Raw genomic sequence first — 16151 nt, 5'->3', positions numbered from 1 at the left:
GAATTCAGCTACCGCCCCGAAGGTGCGTTAGAGTAATTTTTTAGAACTCACCTTGGCAAGGTCAGCAAGAAATCATCGGCAATTTCGAAAAGGCAGTCAGTGGGGTCCTCTCCCCGCTCTTTCATATGAAGCATTTCGCATACCTTTTCATCGTTCACGATGAGCATTAGCTTTCCCTGTTCACGCATGGCTCCCTGCGTCATTGCAACGGCATTAGACTCTGCGCCAGTTCTAGTCATAATAATTGCCATGCGTCGGAGGCCGCGCTCCAAAAGGTACTTTTCCGTCGTTAGCACTTGCCCTTGCTTAATTTTTCCCGAGTAATTCTTGAACTCAAAAAGCACATATCGACTATCAAGATGGTCGATGACAAACTTCCAGAATTCAGTGGTTGGCCTCACGCGGCATATGTAGTCGTAACGACTAAGCCCGTCATCAGTTCTCTTTTGAGAGTGCCACCCATGAAGGTCGTTCGAAAATAGGTACTTTAGGATTCTTTCGCATACTTTTTCATACTTCGCCCAAGATGCCTTACCCTTGCTAATGCCTTTGAGTTCCTGGCATAACTCGGTTCCTCTCGTGTCGTGAAATTTTGGCGAGACTTCTCTGAGAGGCTTGCTATGTAGCGTAGGACCATTAGATGTCAAGTATGTTGCTGGGGGCTCGCTCGGACTAGACTCCAACAGCGCATCTAACTCCTCCAAGAGGTCAGGGTATGATGCACACCAGTTTCTCAGGTCAATCTGATCTATAAAAGTAATACTAAACTTCTGCCCAAGCACCTCTCTCAGCTTTTCTGGGAGAAAGCAGGAAACTACCAGCATTCCTTTTTGGGCCTTTGCCATTATCCCATTACCCGCTACACGAGCTGCGGCCGCATCAATGAGAGAGGGCTGAGCGCGTGCGGTGCGGTAATATTTTACCTCAATTGCCCAATTCTCCCTCCCGTAGGTAGCCAGCAGGTCAAACCCTCTGTCTCCTCTGAGGTTATGAGTCGTCACGTGAAAACTGTTCGCTTCCAAAATACGACTAACAAGATCTTCAAATAGCTTCCATGTCGGCACTGACTTATTCATATTTATGAGCTCTAGCTCTTGGCTCGAAGGAGATCAACAACTCAACTTCCAGGCGCATTGAGCGAGGCGCCTGAACTACTAATCAAGAGTTAACGTGCGAATTTATTTCGAACAAGGAAAATTCGTGCTTTGATTTCGCCTTTTTCTTTAGAAAATATTTAATCTGATGAAGAGCGCCTATGTCATGCGAGAATCTTTGCTCTAACTGGTGGCGAAGGCTTGCAATTTTCTGGTATTTTTCTTTTCCGACATTTACAAGCTCTTCATCGTCTTGGGCTATGAATGAAGCATCAAGAAGCTCGCGATTAATGCTGACTACGATATCTTGTAGCTCATCACTTAGCCATAGGCTTTTTGCCATTACAGCCATAAGGCCTTTTTGAAGGTCGTAGAAACTGTTTATCCCATAGGCAAATATTAAGTGATATGCTTTCCCATCATCTGCCAAGCATGACTGCTTGAGTATGCCAATTTCTGCCTCCAGGAGTTCGTAGGCTTCAATTCTGCGCTGGAGGACTTGCCTATAGTATTCGTCTGCATAATCAATTCGCTTTAGCCAGCCTGAAATCATTCCACCAAGAACGGTTGATATAACGGCGGAAGCAAGTGAGCTTGAAAGCACAAGTGCGAGAATTTCCATAGTCGTCATTACTAAACCATTCCCCGACAAAATTAATTAACGCTCTGATTATAAATAGATATCAAACGGAGCATTCATGCACACAATCTGGCAAGCGATATAAAATACTGATCTCAGCGACTGCTCTGAGATAGACTTGGTGGAGCAATGACATGGATGAATTCACCATCCTGCAATTCCTTAAACTGGACTGTTGGATTTTAGACAGTCTAGGACATCCATGTGGAGGCGGGATACAAATTCTAACCTAGCCGCATCCGGTTACAACAGCGCTTCATTTACCACTCCCCAAATAGGGTCCGCCGGGCCCAGATATTAGTCAATGGGATGGCTTCTAGCGATGCGCCAACGGAGGTTACTGGCGCCCAAATCCACTTCAACCATCCTCAAATACCATCGAAGCTGCTACGGTAACCAAGGTGACGCGGCTACGCCGCAGTATTTGGAATTCCCGCCTACTCGCGAAATCACTAGACGATGCAGCAACTACGTAAAGACAATCACTATGTACCTAAGCTCTACCTAAAGCAGTGGGCGACTGGCGGCATGATCCCCACATATCGCCTTCTCGTACCTAGTGAGAATATCCCTCTTTGGCGAACTCAATCGCTGAAGGGGATTGCCTACCACCAACACCTTTATACCTACCTCGCGGGGCATGAGGAGACGGACGAATTCGAGCGCTGGCTCGACTCTGAGTTCGAAGGTCCTGCCGAAGAGCCTATCCGTCGGGCAGTCCTAGGCGAGCGCCTACTGCCAGAGCATTGGAAGCGTCTGGAGCGCTTCGCTATGGCATTGGATGTTCGGACTCCGGCCAGTCTCCGGAGCTTCTTGAAGCGCCAAAAGGCGACCTTGCAGGATCTGATGGAGGAGACAATGGAGCGATCCATCTCCACATTGGAAGATCTAATCCGACGAAATGAACCGCTACCGACTCGTTCAGATGCCCCCTTTGACGCTGGATTATTCAAAGTCCGCGTTGAGCGACTTCCAGACGGTAGTGGGCAGGTCCGCGCTGAGACCATCATTGGCCGGCGGTTATGGCTCGACCAAATGAGGCGCACACTCACGGAAACAATCCATAAGCTCCCAGCGCTCAAATGGACGATCCTGCATTCGCCGTCCGGCATGGCTTGGCCGACGACAGACAATCCTCTCGTAAAGCTCAATTTCGAGGATCGGAATAGCTATGATTTTGGGGGCGGCTGGGGAGTGAAAAACGGAGATATCCTCCTCCCACTCAGCCCCAAACATCTGCTCTATACATGTATTGGAAGACGATCCTGGCCGCGGGGAACGACAGCCGATGTAGATACAGCGCGATTAATCCAAAAGATCATCATTGAGCATGCTGATCGTTATGTTTTTGCTAAGGAACCGTTCGACGTTCAGTGGATTCGCAAGAGATTGGTATGCCCATTGACCTTCAAGAGCGAAATAGAAGCCTGGCAGAACTGGCACAGTGACCAGATACAAGCCGAACGAGAGCTTCAGCAGTAGCCATATCTGTCACTCAGACACCTACTCACCAGACGCATGATATGTGATGTGAGAGTCAAAACGGCGGTTAAATCTAAAGCGCGCTTGGGCTGCGATATTCAGCACGAAGGGTAAGAACATGTCCTTTGAAGTTTACTTTAACCCAAAACCCGGTTAGAAATACATCTTCTGAGATAGAACGATCCGCAACTCAATAGAGCGTCGCTTTGACGCACAGAATTTCGGCTTCACGAGATGATATAGCTTGGCCTACTCATTCATGGAAGGCTGCCAACAGATAAACGCCTGTAATCCCAGCGTTGGATTTTAAGCCCCCAAGAGCAACCTATCTCGCGGGCTTTCTCGAGAAAATGAAGTCACCGAAGTACACTCCGAAACAAACTCATCACATTCTCGGTAAGCCACAGCAGCAAGCCGCACAATATCATTCGTGGACACAAAACTTCCGCATGCAGCCATATTCCTATAGTAATCTATATTAATCCACCACTTGGACGAATCCTTATAATGTGCAATCCCATCTAAGCTATTAAAAAGACCGACCCCCAGCGAATCAAGCTCAACGCTCTCCAGCCGACAAACCACTTTTGACAACGCTTCCTGGGCATCAAAGCATTTACTTTGATTGAGAACTGCGCAATAGAACCTAGCAACTTGCAGGGAATGCCAGTCCTCATTTAAACAGCACTCACCAGCCATGGGGCTCGCTCCACAGTCGCAACCCTCCCATAAAAATTGAGAATATAATCCGTTTAGCGAAAAAGCTTTACCACAAGCATGACAATTACGATTGATACGTACATTATGAAGGGGGCACACATTCGCATCTGTTTGATGACTTCTGCGCCAGTATGTGAACCCCTTTGAGTCCATATCATCTTCTGCGCAAAGTATACAAATACCGATACCTTGGCTTCGTATATAAGATGAAATATTCTCATCACCTTGCGCAAAACCCCTACTAAACTTAAATCTACAATCAACAAAAGTCTCGTGAGCGGGACGCAGGGTATGATTTTGGAGGATCATTTCAATCACACTAAGATCCCGGCCACCCAATAGTCCCGAGAACTCCTCAACTACCGAATAGACCCATTTGTTGCCGACTGTATTTTTTGCCTTGACGAATGCAGATGCCTCATCAGAACAACGGCCTAGGAAGAGGTTATTTCTCGAAAGAAACGAGTCAAATGACTCATCTTTTTGGATGTTCAGAAACACTTGAAGCTGACTCCAGCGCCCTCAAAACGGAGAGGGTTAGCATCGAGCACGGACGAGCCAGCCCTAGATGAAATCCACCTAGGGCTGGCTGATACGGACTTTATTCTTCAGATACGGACTTTATTGTTAAAGACCAGAGACTACCTGGTGGTGACCGGCTTACTCCACGGTCACGGACTTGGCGAGGTTGCGCGGCTGGTCGACGTCGGTGCCCTTGAGCACGGCCACATAGTAGGACAGCAGCTGCAGTGGCACGGTGTAGAGGATCGGCGCCAGGCAATCGTGGATCGCCGGCATGCCCACTACATGGGTGCCCGCGCCATTGGCGATGCCGCTGCCGCCTTCGGCGAAGACCACCAGTTCGCCGCCACGGGCGCGCACTTCCTGCAGGTTGGACTTGAGCTTTTCCAGCAGCTCGTTGTTCGGCGCCACGGTGACCACCGGCATATCGGCATCCACCAGGGCCAGCGGGCCGTGCTTGAGCTCGCCGGCCGGGTAGGCTTCGGCGTGGATGTAGGAGATTTCCTTGAGCTTCAGCGCGCCTTCCATCGCCACCGGGTACTGCGCGCCACGACCGAGGAACAGGGTGTGGTGCTTCTCGGCGAACAGTTCGCTGACCTTCTCCACCACCTTCTCCATCGCCAGGGCTTCTTCCAGGCGGGTCGGCAGGCGGCGCAGCTCGGCCACCAGCTCGGCCTCGACGCCCTCGCCCAGGCGCTTCTGCACCTGGCCGATGCCCAGGGTCAGCAGCAGCAGCGCCACCAGCTGGGTGGTGAAGGCCTTGGTCGAGGCGACACCGATTTCCGGGCCGGCGTTGGTCAGCAGGGTCATGTCCGATTCGCGCACCAGCGAACTGGTGGCGACGTTGCAGATCGAGAGGCTGGCGAGGAAGCCCAGCTCCTTGGCATAACGCAGTGCGGCCAGGGTGTCGGCGGTCTCGCCGGACTGGGAGATGGTGACGAACAGCGAATCCGGGTGCACCGCCACCTTGCGGTAGCGGAACTCGCTGGCGACCTCGACCTGGCAGGGGATGCCGGTCAGGCTTTCCAGCCAGTACCGGGCGACCATGCCCGCGTGGTAGCTGGTGCCACAGGCGACGATCTGCACGGTGCGCACCCTGGCCAGCAGTTCGCGGGCCTGCGGACCGAAGTTGTCCACCAGCACCTGCTCGGTGCCCAGGCGACCTTCCAGGGTGCGCTGCACCACGGACGGCTGCTCGTGAATTTCCTTGAGCATGAAGTGGCGGTACTCGCCCTTGTCGGCGGCCTCGGCGCCTTCGTGGTAACGCACGGCCTCGCGCTGCACCGGATCGCCCTTCACGTCCCACAGCTGCACGCTGTCGCGACGGATCTCGGCGATGTCGCCTTCTTCCAGATAGATGAAGCGGTCGGTGACCTGGCGCAGGGCCAGTTGGTCGGAAGCCAGGAAGTTCTCGCCGTGACCCAGGCCGACCACCAGCGGGCTGCCGCTGCGTGCGGCAAGGATACGGTCCGGTTGCCTGACGCTGATCACCGCCAGGCCATAGGCGCCGTGCAGCTCCTTGACGGTCGCCTTGAGCGCGACGGTGAGGTCGCCCATCTCGCTCAGGCGCAGGTGCAGCAGGTGGACGATGACCTCGGTGTCGGTCTGCGAGGTGAACAGGTAACCGCGCGCCTTGAGCATCTCGCGCAGGGTTTCGTGGTTCTCGATGATGCCGTTGTGCACCACCGCCAGCTCGCCATGGGAGAAGTGCGGGTGGGCATTGGCCTCGGTGGGTGCGCCGTGGGTGGCCCAGCGGGTATGGGCGATGCCCAGGCGGCCGAGCAGCGGCTGCTCCTCGATGGCCTGCTCCAGGCTGGACACCTTGCCGGCGCGGCGGCGACGATCCAGCGCGCCGGAGCCATCGACCACCGCCACCCCGGCACTGTCGTAGCCACGGTATTCGAGGCGCTTGAGGCCTTCGACGAGGATCGGGGTCACGTTACGTTCGGCGATGGCGCCTACGATTCCACACATGGGATGGCTCTCCTTTTCAGTCTTCGCAGCGCGCGCGGATCACTTTCACGCCACGCGCCTGGATCAGTTCGAACGCTTCGTCACTCAGGCGTTCGTCGGTAATCAGGATCTGGACGCTGCTCCAGGGCAGTTCCAGGTTGGGGATGCGCCGGCCCAGCTTGTCGGACTCGGCCATCACGATCACTTCGCGGGCGACCTCGGCCATGACCCGGCTCAACCCCAGCAGTTCGTTGAACGTGGTGGTGCCGCGCTCCAGGTCCAGGCCGGTGGCGCCGATGAACAACTGGTCGAAATCGTAGGAGCGCAGCACCTGCTCGGCCACCTGGCCCTGGAAGGACTCGGAGTGCGGGTCCCAGGTTCCGCCGGTCATCAGCAGCACCGGCTCGCGCTCCAGCTCGCGTAGGGCGTTGGCCACGCTCAGGGAGTTGGTCATCACCACCAGCCCCGGCTTGCGCCCCAGCTCAGGGATCAAGGCCGCGGTGGTGCTGCCGCTGTCGATGATGATTCGCGCATGCTCGCGGATGCAGGTGGCCGCCGCGCGGGCGATGGCCTGCTTGTAGCGCGACAGCGGCTGGCTTGGCTCGCCGATCAGCTCATGGGGCATCGGCACCGCGCCGCCGTATCGGCGCAACAACAGGCCGTTGCCTTCCAGGGCGGCGAGATCCTTGCGGATGGTCACCTCGGAGGTGGCGAAACGGCGGGCGAGATCGTCAACGCTGACCTCGCCCTGCTCGGCGAGCAGCGCCAGGATGTCGTGGCGGCGTTGGGGCGTGTTGCGTTTCGACATGAATGCTTAAGTTTCGATTCGAAAGATAATTGCGCGAATCAAAACCTATGTTCTTTCGTTCGTCAAGAATTTCCCGCACGAACGGCAGCGGTTGCTGCAGGAGCGAGCTTGCTCGCGAATCCGGTCGCCGCCGGCGATTTCAGTCGACTTCCAGTCGATTGCGCCCGCCACGCTTGGCGCGGTACAGCGCCTGGTCGGCGCGCTCGAAGACCGCATCGCTGCGCTCGTCGGTACGGAAGGCGGTCAAACCGGCCGAACAGGTGATGACCAGACGCTCACCCTTGAAGTGGAACGGGCAGGCTTCCACCGCGCCACGCAGCAGGTCGAGCAGCCGCCGGCCGCCCTCCAGGGGAGTGGCCGGCAGCAACACGACGAACTCCTCGCCGCCGTAGCGGGCGATGAAATCGGTCTTGCGCAGGCGCTTGGAAAGCTCCGAGGCGATGATTTTCAGCACCTTGTCACCGGCCAGGTGGCCGAAGTCGTCATTGATGCGCTTGAAGTGGTCCACGTCCAGGACCGCCAGCAGCAGGTCACCGCCGGACCGCTGCCAGCGCGCCACTTCCTGCTCCAGGCGCTCGATCAGGGCGGCGCGGTTGGGCAGGCCGGTGAGCGCGTCGGTCATGGCCTTCTGCCGCTGGTCCTCGATATTGGCCTTGAAGGTCCGCGCCTCCTCTTCCATGCTCGCGACCCGCGTCATCAGCGACTGGATGCGCTCACCCACTTCGCGTTCGCGGGCTTCGCGCTCCTCGCGGAACTGGTCCATGGTGCCGACCAGGCCCTGCAGGCGGCTTTCCACGTGGCGCTTGAGGCCCTCGAGGTCGGTGGCCTCCAGCACGCTTTCCTTCAGGTCGCTGACCTGCTCACGCAGCGTGTCATCCAGAGCGCGGGCGCTGGAGCTTGCACCGTCGTGGTTGTCGTGAACGGCCTGCAGCCCGTCGAGGAAGACGCCCAGGCGCTCGTTGAGCTGATACAGGTAGCCTTCGAATTCACGCTGGCCACTGTCGTTGAGCGATAGCACCAGCACCGCCAGGTCATCCAGCACCGGCACCAGCTCGTACCAGTTCAGGCTGCCGTGAATGCGGGTGCGCAGGGCATCAGCCTGGGGCTGGTGGGTGATCGGCAGGCGCATCTCGTCCAGCAGATGCAGCAGGCTGGCTTCGATATGCGGCGCGACCGCGCTGTAGCCCGGCTCCGGGCGCGACGGCAGGGCGTACGGATCGGTTGTCTCGGCGGGCTCGCCGAACAGGCCGGGGGGCAATGGCAGACTGTCGAGCAGGGCAGGTCCCGGCGTCACGCCTGGAGAAACGGCCGGCGCTTCGGCAGCCACCGGGGTGGCCGTCGCCACGACCGGCTCGGCAAAGGGCTTGGCCGCTACAGGCTCGGGTTCGGGGGCAGGTGCAAGTGCCGGCGATTCAACCTGGGCTGCCTCCGGCTCACCCAGCGCCGCCGCTTCGACCACAGATGCTTCGGCCATGGCGGCAGTGGCCACCTGCAACTCTTCCGGCGCATCGGCGGCAGCCTCTCGCCCACCGAACAGGCGTTGCAGCAGGCCAGGGCGTTGCTCATTGTCGACGTCGTTGAAATGTTCCAGTACACGGCGCTGCAAGCCGCTCAGCTCGGTGAGCAGGGCCGGCAGCTCACGGGAGCTGCTGGCCCGCGCGGCGATGTCCCTGGCGAAATGCTTGAGCGGCTTGCGCACGTCCCCCGGCAGCTCCAGCGCCAGTAGTTGCTGGGCGAGTTGGGAGAGCGCCGCGATGTTCTGCTCGATGCGCTGCTGGCGGCGCTGCTCGGAATCGAGCACCGCACGCTCCAGTTGCGGGATCAGGCGGGCAAGGCCGGCGTCCATTTCGTCGCGGCGCAGGACCTCGCGCAGCTCCTTCATGCAGGCGTCCACCGCCTTGTCGCTGCCTTCCGCCGCCAGGCTGCTGCGCACCAGGCCTCGGCGCAGCAGGTCGACGCGGGCGTTCCAGCGCCGCTCGAGCTTCTCCTGTTGCTCGAGGTTGTCGAGGTACTTCTGTTTCCAGCGCGGCTCGGCTTCGCGACTCATTCAATGGCCTCGCCGCGCAAGGCGAGCGACGAGGAGGTGCGCAAGGCATCCGGCAAGCGGATTTCCACGGCCACCGGCAGATGGTCGGAAATCGGTTGCGGCAGGACGCTGACGCGCTCCAGCGCCAGCTCGGAACTGAGCAGGATATGGTCCAGGCAGCGCTGCGGGCGCCAGCTGGGGAAGGTGGCCTCCACCTGCGGCGCGATCAGCCCGAGGTCGCGCAGGGGCGAGCTTTCCAGCAGGTCGGCGGCGTGGGTGTTCATGTCGCCCATCAGCACCTGGTGGCGATAGCCCTGCAGCAGCTCGCGGATGTAGGCGAGCTGGCGGGTGCGGGTTCGCGCGCCCAGGGCCAGGTGCATCATCACCACTGCGAGGGCGTCCTCGCCTTCGCCGAAGCGCATGAGGATCGCGCCGCGTCCGGGCGGGCCGGGCAGCGGATGGTCTTCCAGGGCGGTGGGCTGCAGACGGCTGAGCAAGCCATTGCTGTGCTGGGCGATGCGCCCGAGATTGCGGTTGAGTTGCTGGTACCAGTAGGGAAAGGCACCGAGCTGGGCCAGGTGTTCGACCTGGTTGATGTTGCCGGAGCGGATGCTGCCGCCGTCGGCCTCCTGCAGCGCGACCAGATCATAGTCGGCGAGCAGCTCGCCAATGCGTTGCAGGTTGCCGGCCCGCCCCGCGGTCGGAAGCAGGTGCTGCCAGCCGCGGGTCAGGTAGTGCCGGTAACGCTCGGTGCTGATACCGACCTGGATGTTGAAGCTGAGCAGGCGGAGCCGGCCGTCGTCGGGCAAGCCCGAAGCGCTCCCGTGGATGGGATTCACCCTCGGGACACAGGCCCCCGCGACACGATCTCGAGTCCGCCGGCGCAGCATCGCCAGCTCCTTACTGGGCGGCCTTGGCGGAGGTGCGTTCCTTGGCGATCAGCTGGTCAGCCAGCTCCAGGGCGGCCTCCGGGCTGCCGGCCGAACCGATGTCGAAACGGTACTTGCCGTTGACGACCATGGTCGGTACGCCGCTGATCTGGTAGGCCATCGCCAGTTTCTTGGCCTTCTCGATCTGGCCCTTGATGGCGAAGGAGTTGTAGGTGCTGAGGAACTTGTCCTTGTCCAGGCCCTGCTCAGCCACGAAGGCGGCCATTTCTTCCGGGGTGGTCAGGCTCTTGGGGTTGTTGTGCAGCTTTTCGAAGATCGCATGGTGAACCTTCTGCTCCACGCCCATGGATTCCAGGGTCAGGAACAGCTGGCCATGGATGTTCCACAGGCCGCCGAACATGGCCGGGATGCGTACGAAATGCACGTCGGCCGGCAGCTTCTCGACCCACGGATTGATGGTCGGCTCGAAGGCATAGCAGTGCGGGCAACCGTACCAGAACAGCTCCACCACCTCGATCTTGCCCGGCTGGGACACAGGCACGGCCTGGCTCAGCTCGGTGTAGTTCTTGCCAGCCTCGAACTCGGCGGCATTCGCGTTGAAGGCGAACAGACCGGCAACGGCAAGCGCGGCGGTGAAAATCAGGTTACGCATGGTTCACTCCTTGGCTGAGCGGATCCGCCTCGCTCGGGCGCGGCGGGATGAAGCGGTTTTGACCTGGGGCGCCAGGTGCGGTTCCAGCATTGTAGTGGCGGCGGATGCGAAAAAGGGCGGCCGAAGCCACCCTTTTTTCATTCCAGCGATTTCCGCCCGGCGCGCGGCTTAGTGCAGGCCTTCGATGTAGCTGGAGATCGCAGCGATGTCCTTGTTGGACAGCTTGGCGGCGATGCTGCGCATGATCATGGCGTCGCCGTCGTTGGTGCGCTCGCCTTCGCGGAAGGCGGTCAGCTGCTTGGCGGTGTAGGCCGAGTGCTGGCCACCCAGGTGCGGGAAGCCGGCTTCGGCGTTGCCCAGGCCGCTGGGGTTGTGGCAACCGGTGCAGGCCGGCATGCCTTCGCCCAGCTTGCCGCCGCGGAACAGGGCTTCACCCTGGGCGACCAGCTTCGGATCGGCCATGCCGATGCTCATGTTCTGGCTGGAGAAGTAGGCGGCGATGTCGGCCAGATCCTGGTCGCTCAGGTTGGTCAGCAGGCCGGTCATTTCCAGCACGGTGCGGCGACCTTCCTTGATGTCGTGCATCTGCTTGAGCAGGTAACGCTCACCCTGGCCGGCCAGTTTCGGGAAGTTCGGCGCCATGCTGTTGCCATCGGCGCCGTGGCAGGCACCACATACAGCAGCTTTCGCCTGACCGGCCTTGGCATCGCCAGCGGCGTGCGCTACGCCGGTAAGGCCCAGGGTCAACAGCAGACTCACGATCAATTTGTTCATCAGCTAATCCAATAACGGCTAAGGGTGAAAGAGTAGGGCTTCCGGGATTACTTGGACATCCACTGGATGATGGCCTGGTAATCCTCGGCGCTGCAGTCGGTGCACAGGCCGCGAGGCGGCATCGCGTTGAAACCGTTGGTCACGTGTTGCACCAGCGTGTCCATGCCCTTGTCCAGGCGCGGCTTCCACGCGGCGGCATCGCCCTTCTTCGGCGCCATCGGCAACTGACCACTGTGGCAGGCGCCACAGGCTCGGTTGAACACGGCTTCCGGATCCTGGGCGGCCTGGGCGCTGGAGGCCAGCGCGGCAACGATGGCTGCGAACAGCAGTTTCTTCATGATTGTCCTCATCGTCAGGGAACGTTCGCGTTCTAAATGCGCGAACTTCTGGAGTTCCCGTGGCGCCCGACCCTGGGGGATAAAGCGCACACAAAATCCGCGGCATTATATACTTCCAATGCCGAAACGGAAACGAGCCCGCTCCCCGCGACACCTGGTCGCACCCCTCTGCGAATATGCCCATGCCCCCCATGAACCCTGCGAAAAACCCGATTCTCGGCCTGTGCCAACAGGCCACGTTCCTCATCAGCGCCGCCAAGGTGAACCAGTGCCCGGAAGACACCGGCCTGGAAGTCGCCTTCGCCGGCCGCTCCAACGCGGGCAAGTCCAGCGCGCTGAATGCCCTGACCCACGCGAACCTGGCGCGCACCTCCAAGACACCGGGCCGCACCCAGTTGCTGAACTTCTTCCGCCTGGATGACGAGCGCCGCCTGGTCGACCTGCCCGGCTACGGCTACGCCAAGGTGCCGATTCCGCTGAAACTGCACTGGCAGCAGCACCTGGAGGCCTACCTGAGCAGCCGCAACGCGCTGGCCGGCGTGGTGCTGCTGATGGACATCCGCCATCCGCTGACCGATTTCGACCGCCTGATGCTGGACTGGGCCCAGGCCAGCCAGTTGCCGATCCACGTGCTGCTGACCAAGGCCGACAAGCTCGCCTTCGGCGCGGCGAAGAACGCGCTGCTGAAAGTGCGCAAGGAAATCCAGCAGGGCTGGGGCGACGTGGCCACCCTGCAGCTGTTCTCCGCCCCCAAGCGCCAGGGCGTGGAAGAGGCGCAGATGGTCCTGGCCGGCTGGCTGGGGCTGCTGGATGACGAGGAAGAAGAGATGGGCGAGGAAGCCGAAGGCTGAATCGCAGGCAAAAAAAACCCCGAGCTTCGTATGGGGAGGGGGAAGTTCGGGGTTTAAGTCCGGACCGCTAGGGCGGGGTCCAGTAATCTGCCAACACTAAACACTGCAAAGGAGCATCGAAGGGCTTCACCAGCCATTCACGTGTTCTGACTGAGGCCTTTGCGGGAAAGTTCAGCAGGTCACAGAAATATTTTTTGCGATGTTCTGAACGAACAGTGACAGGCTCGCTGAAGGGCCCGCCAGCCGGGCCCCTCGACCGTTCGTCAGTGTGCCTCGTCCCAGTTCGCCCCCACCCCGGCCTCGACTACCAGCGGCACATCCAGCTCTGCCGCGCCGCTCATCAGCGGCCGAATGGTGTTGCTGACCTGCTCGACCAGGTCTTCCCGCACTTCCAGCACCAGTTCGTCGTGTACCTGGAGAATCACGCGGGCGTCGATCCCGCTCTCCTGCAGCCAGTTATCCACAGCCACCATGGCGCGTTTCATGATGTCCGCGGCGGTGCCCTGCATCGGCGCGTTGATCGCGGTGCGCTCGGCGGCCTTGCGCATGGCGGCGTTCTTCGAGCCGATTTCCGGCAGGTACAGGCGGCGGCCGAACAGCGTCTCGACGAAGCCCTGCTCGGCGGCCTGGGCGCGGGTGCGTTCCATGTAGGCCAGCACGCCGGGATAGCGGGCGAAGTAGCGGTCGATGTAGGCCTGCGCCTCTTTACGCTCGACGCCGATCTGCTTGGCCAGGCCGAAGGCGCTCATGCCGTAGATCAGGCCGAAGTTGATCGCCTTGGCGCTGCGGCGCTGGTCGGAGGTGACCGCCTCCAGCGGCACGCCGAACACTTCGGCAGCGGTGGCGCGGTGCACGTCGCGGTCGTGGCGGAAGGCGTCCAGCAGGCCTTCGTCCTTGGCCAGGTGGGCCATGATGCGCAGTTCGATCTGCGAGTAGTCCGCCGCCAGCAGCTTGTAGCCCTTGGGCGCGACGAAGGCCTGGCGGATGCGTCGGCCCTCGGCGGTGCGGATCGGGATGTTCTGCAGGTTCGGGTCGCTGGAGGACAGCCGGCCGGTGGCCGCCACGGCCTGGTGGTAGCTGGTATGGATGCGCCCGGTGCGCGGGTTGATCTGCTCCGGCAGCTTGTCGGTGTAGGTGCTCTTGAGCTTGCTCAGGGAGCGGTACTGCATGATCACCTTGGGCAGCTCGTAGTCCTGCTCGGCGAGATCGGCGAGGACGTTCTCGGCGGTGGACGGCTGACCGGTGGCGGTCTTGGCCAGCACCGGCAGGCCAAGCTTTTCATAAAGGATGGCGCCCAGCTGCTTGGGCGAACCAAGGTTGAACTCCTGCCCGGCCAGGTCATAGGCCTTGCGCTCCAGCTCGACCATCTTCTCGCCCAGCTCGACGCTCTGCCTGCCCAGCAGGTTGGCGTCGACCAGCGCGCCGTTGCGCTCGATGCGCGCCAGTACCGGCACCAGCGGCATCTCGATCCCGGTCAGGACCTTCTCCAGCGACGGAATGGCCCGCAGCCTGGCCCACAGGGTCTGGTGCAGGCGCAGGGTCACGTCGGCATCCTCGGCCGCGTAGGGGCCGGCCTGCTCGATGGCGATCTGGTCGAAGGTCAGCTGCTTGGCGCCCTTGCCGGCGATGTCCTCGAAGCGGATGGTGCTGTGGCCGAGGTACTTGAGCGCCAGGCTGTCCATGTCGTGACGGGTCGCGGTGGAGTCCAGCACGTAGGATTCGAGCATGGTGTCGAAGGCGATGCCCTGCACGGCGATGGGCGTCGAGGCGTTGGCCAGGACGTTCATGTCGTACTTGGCGTGCTGGCCGACCTTGTGCTTCTTCGGGTCTTCCAGCAGCGGCTTGAGGGCCTTGAGCACGGCGTCGCGATCAAGCTGCGCCGGCACGCCCATGTAGCTGTGCGCCAGCGGCACGTAGGCGGCTTCGCCCTCCTTCACCGCGAAGGACACGCCCACCACCTGCGCCTGCTGCGGGTCGAGGCTGGTGGTCTCGGTGTCGAAGGCAATCAGGTCGGCGGCTTCCAGCTTCTTCAGCCAGGCGTCGAACTCGGCCTGTTCCAGCACGGTGTCGTACTTCGCGGTGGCCTGGACGGACGCCGCCTCGACGTCGCCGCCGCCCTCCTCCTTGGCCTCGCGCAGCAGGTCGTCCAGCCAGTTCTTGAATTCCAGCTCGCGGTACAGGCCGATCAGCGCCTCGCGCTGCGGCTCGCCGGGATGAAGCGCCTCGACTTCGACGTCCAGTTCGACGTCGGTCTTGATGGTCGCCAGCTCGTAGGAGAGGAAAGCCATCTCGCGATGCTCTTCCAGCTTGGCCGGCAGGCCCTTGGCGCCGCGGATCGGCAGCTCGGGCACCTTGTCCAGGCTGGCGTAGAGCACATCCAGGCCGCCACCGACGCCCAGCAGCAGGCCCAGCGCGGTTTTCTCGCCCACCCCGGGCACGCCCGGAATGTTGTCCACCTTGTCGCCCATCAGCGCGAGGTAGTCGATGATCAGCTCAGGACCGACACCGAATTTCTCTTTTACGCCATCGGGGTCGAGCACGCTTCCGGTCATGGTGTTGACCAACGTAATGTGCCCATCGACCAGCTGCGCCATGTCCTTGTCGCCGGTCGAGATCACCACCGCCCGCCCCGCCGCGGCGCTGCGCCGGGCCAGGGTGCCGATCACGTCGTCCGCCTCCACGCCTTCCACGCACAAGAGCGGCAGGCCCAGCGCCCGCACGCTGGCGTGCAGCGGTTCGACCTGCACGCGCAGCTCGTCCGGCATCGACGGGCGATTGGCCTTGTACTCGGCGAACAGCGCATCGCGGAAGGTCGGGCCCTTGGCGTCGAACACCACCGCGAAGGGGCTGTCGGGGTACTGCTTGCGCAGGCTCTTGAGCATGTTCAGCACGCCCTTCACCGCGCCCGTGGGCATGCCGGTGGAGGTGGTCAGCGGCGGCAGGGCATGGAAGGCGCGATACAGGTAGGAAGAGCCGTCCACGAGGACGAGGGGTGCTTGGCTCATGAGGGGAATCAACCTTTTCAGAAGGGCTCGGGCTAAACTGTCCGTAGCCAATTCGACAAAGGGACAAGGTTATCATGCGTACGTTGAACCGCCTGTTGCTCGCCGCTCTGCTGGGTCTTGGCGCGACTTCCGTCATGGCGGCGGACGATGCCCCGACGCCGGAGCCGGATGTAACCATCCGCCAGGAAGGCGACAAGACCATCCAGGAATACCGTGTGAACGGTTTCCTCTACGCCATCAAGGTCACGCCCAAGCACGGCAAGCCGTACTTCCTGGTGCGCCAGGACGGCAGCGACGGCAACTTCATCCGCTCGGACCAACCAGACAAGCTGATTCCACAGTGGCAGATCTTCAGCTGGTAACCCTTTCCACCCACGACGCTCCAGAGGATTGAGC

General features: G+C 60.7%; 14 protein-coding genes. 3 read left to right on the top strand and 11 right to left on the bottom strand.

Going from position 1 to position 16151, the window contains the following annotated elements; translation table 11 throughout:
- Positions 1-47: 47 nt before the first annotated feature.
- Positions 48-1076 (bottom strand): restriction endonuclease, encoded by a 1029-nt coding sequence (locus ACAW63_RS05845; RefSeq protein ID WP_371232328.1) that lies wholly within the window; start codon positions 1074-1076, stop codon positions 48-50.
- An 82-nt stretch (positions 1077-1158) separates the two neighbouring features.
- Positions 1159-1716, bottom strand: a complete 558-nt coding sequence (locus ACAW63_RS05840; RefSeq protein ID WP_371232326.1) for a hypothetical protein — start codon at positions 1714-1716, stop codon at positions 1159-1161.
- Positions 1717-2193: 477 nt separating this feature from the next.
- Here ACAW63_RS05840 and ACAW63_RS05835 point away from each other — a divergent pair, with 477 nt between their 5' ends.
- Positions 2194-3216 (top strand): DUF4238 domain-containing protein, encoded by a 1023-nt coding sequence (locus ACAW63_RS05835; RefSeq protein ID WP_371232324.1) that lies wholly within the window; start codon positions 2194-2196, stop codon positions 3214-3216.
- A 306-nt stretch (positions 3217-3522) separates the two neighbouring features.
- Here ACAW63_RS05835 and ACAW63_RS05830 read toward each other — a convergent pair whose 3' ends face one another.
- The 8 genes from ACAW63_RS05830 to ACAW63_RS05795 form a co-directional block, all read right to left on the bottom strand.
- Positions 3523-4437: a TniQ family protein gene (locus tag ACAW63_RS05830; RefSeq protein ID WP_371232322.1), complete on the bottom strand. Its 915-nt coding sequence runs from the start codon at positions 4435-4437 to the stop codon at positions 3523-3525.
- A 159-nt stretch (positions 4438-4596) separates the two neighbouring features.
- A complete protein-coding gene (gene glmS / locus ACAW63_RS05825; RefSeq protein ID WP_371232320.1) occupies positions 4597-6432 on the bottom strand; it encodes a glutamine--fructose-6-phosphate transaminase (isomerizing) in 1836 nt (611 codons plus the stop codon).
- A gap of 16 nt (positions 6433-6448) precedes the next feature.
- A complete protein-coding gene (locus ACAW63_RS05820) occupies positions 6449-7219 on the bottom strand; it encodes a DeoR/GlpR family DNA-binding transcription regulator (protein ID WP_371232319.1) in 771 nt (256 codons plus the stop codon).
- A 139-nt stretch (positions 7220-7358) separates the two neighbouring features.
- On the bottom strand, positions 7359-9266 hold the full coding sequence (locus tag ACAW63_RS05815; RefSeq protein ID WP_371232317.1) for a diguanylate cyclase: 1908 nt from the start codon (positions 9264-9266) through the stop codon (positions 7359-7361).
- Positions 9263-10135 (bottom strand): endonuclease/exonuclease/phosphatase family protein, encoded by an 873-nt coding sequence (locus tag ACAW63_RS05810; RefSeq protein ID WP_371232315.1) that lies wholly within the window; start codon positions 10133-10135, stop codon positions 9263-9265. Before ACAW63_RS05810 ends, ACAW63_RS05815 begins: the two co-directional genes overlap by 4 nt.
- Positions 10136-10145: 10 nt before the next feature.
- Positions 10146-10787: a thiol:disulfide interchange protein DsbA/DsbL gene (locus ACAW63_RS05805; protein WP_371232313.1), complete on the bottom strand. Its 642-nt coding sequence runs from the start codon at positions 10785-10787 to the stop codon at positions 10146-10148.
- Positions 10788-10955: 168 nt separating this feature from the next.
- Positions 10956-11561 carry a cytochrome c gene (locus ACAW63_RS05800; RefSeq protein WP_371232312.1) on the bottom strand — a complete coding sequence of 202 codons (606 nt, stop codon included), beginning with the start codon at positions 11559-11561 and terminating at the stop codon, positions 10956-10958.
- A gap of 47 nt (positions 11562-11608) precedes the next feature.
- The gene (locus tag ACAW63_RS05795; RefSeq protein ID WP_152219061.1) at positions 11609-11899 is read right to left on the bottom strand and encodes a cytochrome c5 family protein; all 291 of its coding nucleotides are present in this window, start codon (positions 11897-11899) and stop codon (positions 11609-11611) included.
- Between the two features lie 191 nt (positions 11900-12090).
- On the opposite strand from ACAW63_RS05795, the gene yihA reads away from it, so the two are divergent.
- Positions 12091-12750 (top strand): ribosome biogenesis GTP-binding protein YihA/YsxC, encoded by a 660-nt coding sequence (gene yihA / locus ACAW63_RS05790; protein WP_371232309.1) that lies wholly within the window; start codon positions 12091-12093, stop codon positions 12748-12750.
- Positions 12751-13013: 263 nt separating this feature from the next.
- Here yihA and polA read toward each other — a convergent pair whose 3' ends face one another.
- Entirely contained in the window at positions 13014-15755 is a 2742-nt protein-coding gene (polA, locus tag ACAW63_RS05785) for a DNA polymerase I (protein ID WP_371232308.1), read from the bottom strand.
- 74 nt (positions 15756-15829) lie between these two features.
- Between polA and ACAW63_RS05780 the strand changes: the two genes are divergently transcribed.
- Entirely contained in the window at positions 15830-16117 is a 288-nt protein-coding gene (locus ACAW63_RS05780) for a DUF2782 domain-containing protein (protein ID WP_275609624.1), read from the top strand.
- Positions 16118-16151 lie beyond the last annotated feature (34 nt).

Source organism: Pseudomonas sp. QE6, assembly GCF_041379005.1.
Taxonomy (GTDB): Bacteria; Pseudomonadota; Gammaproteobacteria; order Pseudomonadales; family Pseudomonadaceae; genus Pseudomonas.
This window is presented reverse-complemented; position numbering and strand designations above follow the sequence as displayed.

Bases quoted from the DNA above. Each gene is read 5' to 3' on its own strand.
- ACAW63_RS05845 (WP_371232328.1), bottom strand. From the start codon at position 1,076: ATGAATAAGTCAGTGCCGACATGGAAGCTATTTGAAGATCTTGTTAGT.
- ACAW63_RS05840 (WP_371232326.1), bottom strand. From the start codon at position 1,716: ATGGAAATTCTCGCACTTGTGCTTTCAAGCTCACTTGCTTCCGCCGTT.
- ACAW63_RS05835 (WP_371232324.1), top strand. From the start codon at position 2,194: ATGCAGCAACTACGTAAAGACAATCACTATGTACCTAAGCTCTACCTA.
- glmS (WP_371232320.1), bottom strand. From the start codon at position 6,432: ATGTGTGGAATCGTAGGCGCCATCGCCGAACGTAACGTGACCCCGATC.
- ACAW63_RS05820 (WP_371232319.1), bottom strand. From the start codon at position 7,219: ATGTCGAAACGCAACACGCCCCAACGCCGCCACGACATCCTGGCGCTG.
- ACAW63_RS05815 (WP_371232317.1), bottom strand. From the start codon at position 9,266: ATGAGTCGCGAAGCCGAGCCGCGCTGGAAACAGAAGTACCTCGACAAC.
- ACAW63_RS05810 (WP_371232315.1), bottom strand. From the start codon at position 10,135: ATGCTGCGCCGGCGGACTCGAGATCGTGTCGCGGGGGCCTGTGTCCCG.
- ACAW63_RS05805 (WP_371232313.1), bottom strand. From the start codon at position 10,787: ATGCGTAACCTGATTTTCACCGCCGCGCTTGCCGTTGCCGGTCTGTTC.
- ACAW63_RS05800 (WP_371232312.1), bottom strand. From the start codon at position 11,561: ATGAACAAATTGATCGTGAGTCTGCTGTTGACCCTGGGCCTTACCGGC.
- ACAW63_RS05795 (WP_152219061.1), bottom strand. From the start codon at position 11,899: ATGAAGAAACTGCTGTTCGCAGCCATCGTTGCCGCGCTGGCCTCCAGC.
- yihA (WP_371232309.1), top strand. From the start codon at position 12,091: ATGAACCCTGCGAAAAACCCGATTCTCGGCCTGTGCCAACAGGCCACG.
- polA (WP_371232308.1), bottom strand. From the start codon at position 15,755: ATGAGCCAAGCACCCCTCGTCCTCGTGGACGGCTCTTCCTACCTGTAT.
- ACAW63_RS05780 (WP_275609624.1), top strand. From the start codon at position 15,830: ATGCGTACGTTGAACCGCCTGTTGCTCGCCGCTCTGCTGGGTCTTGGC.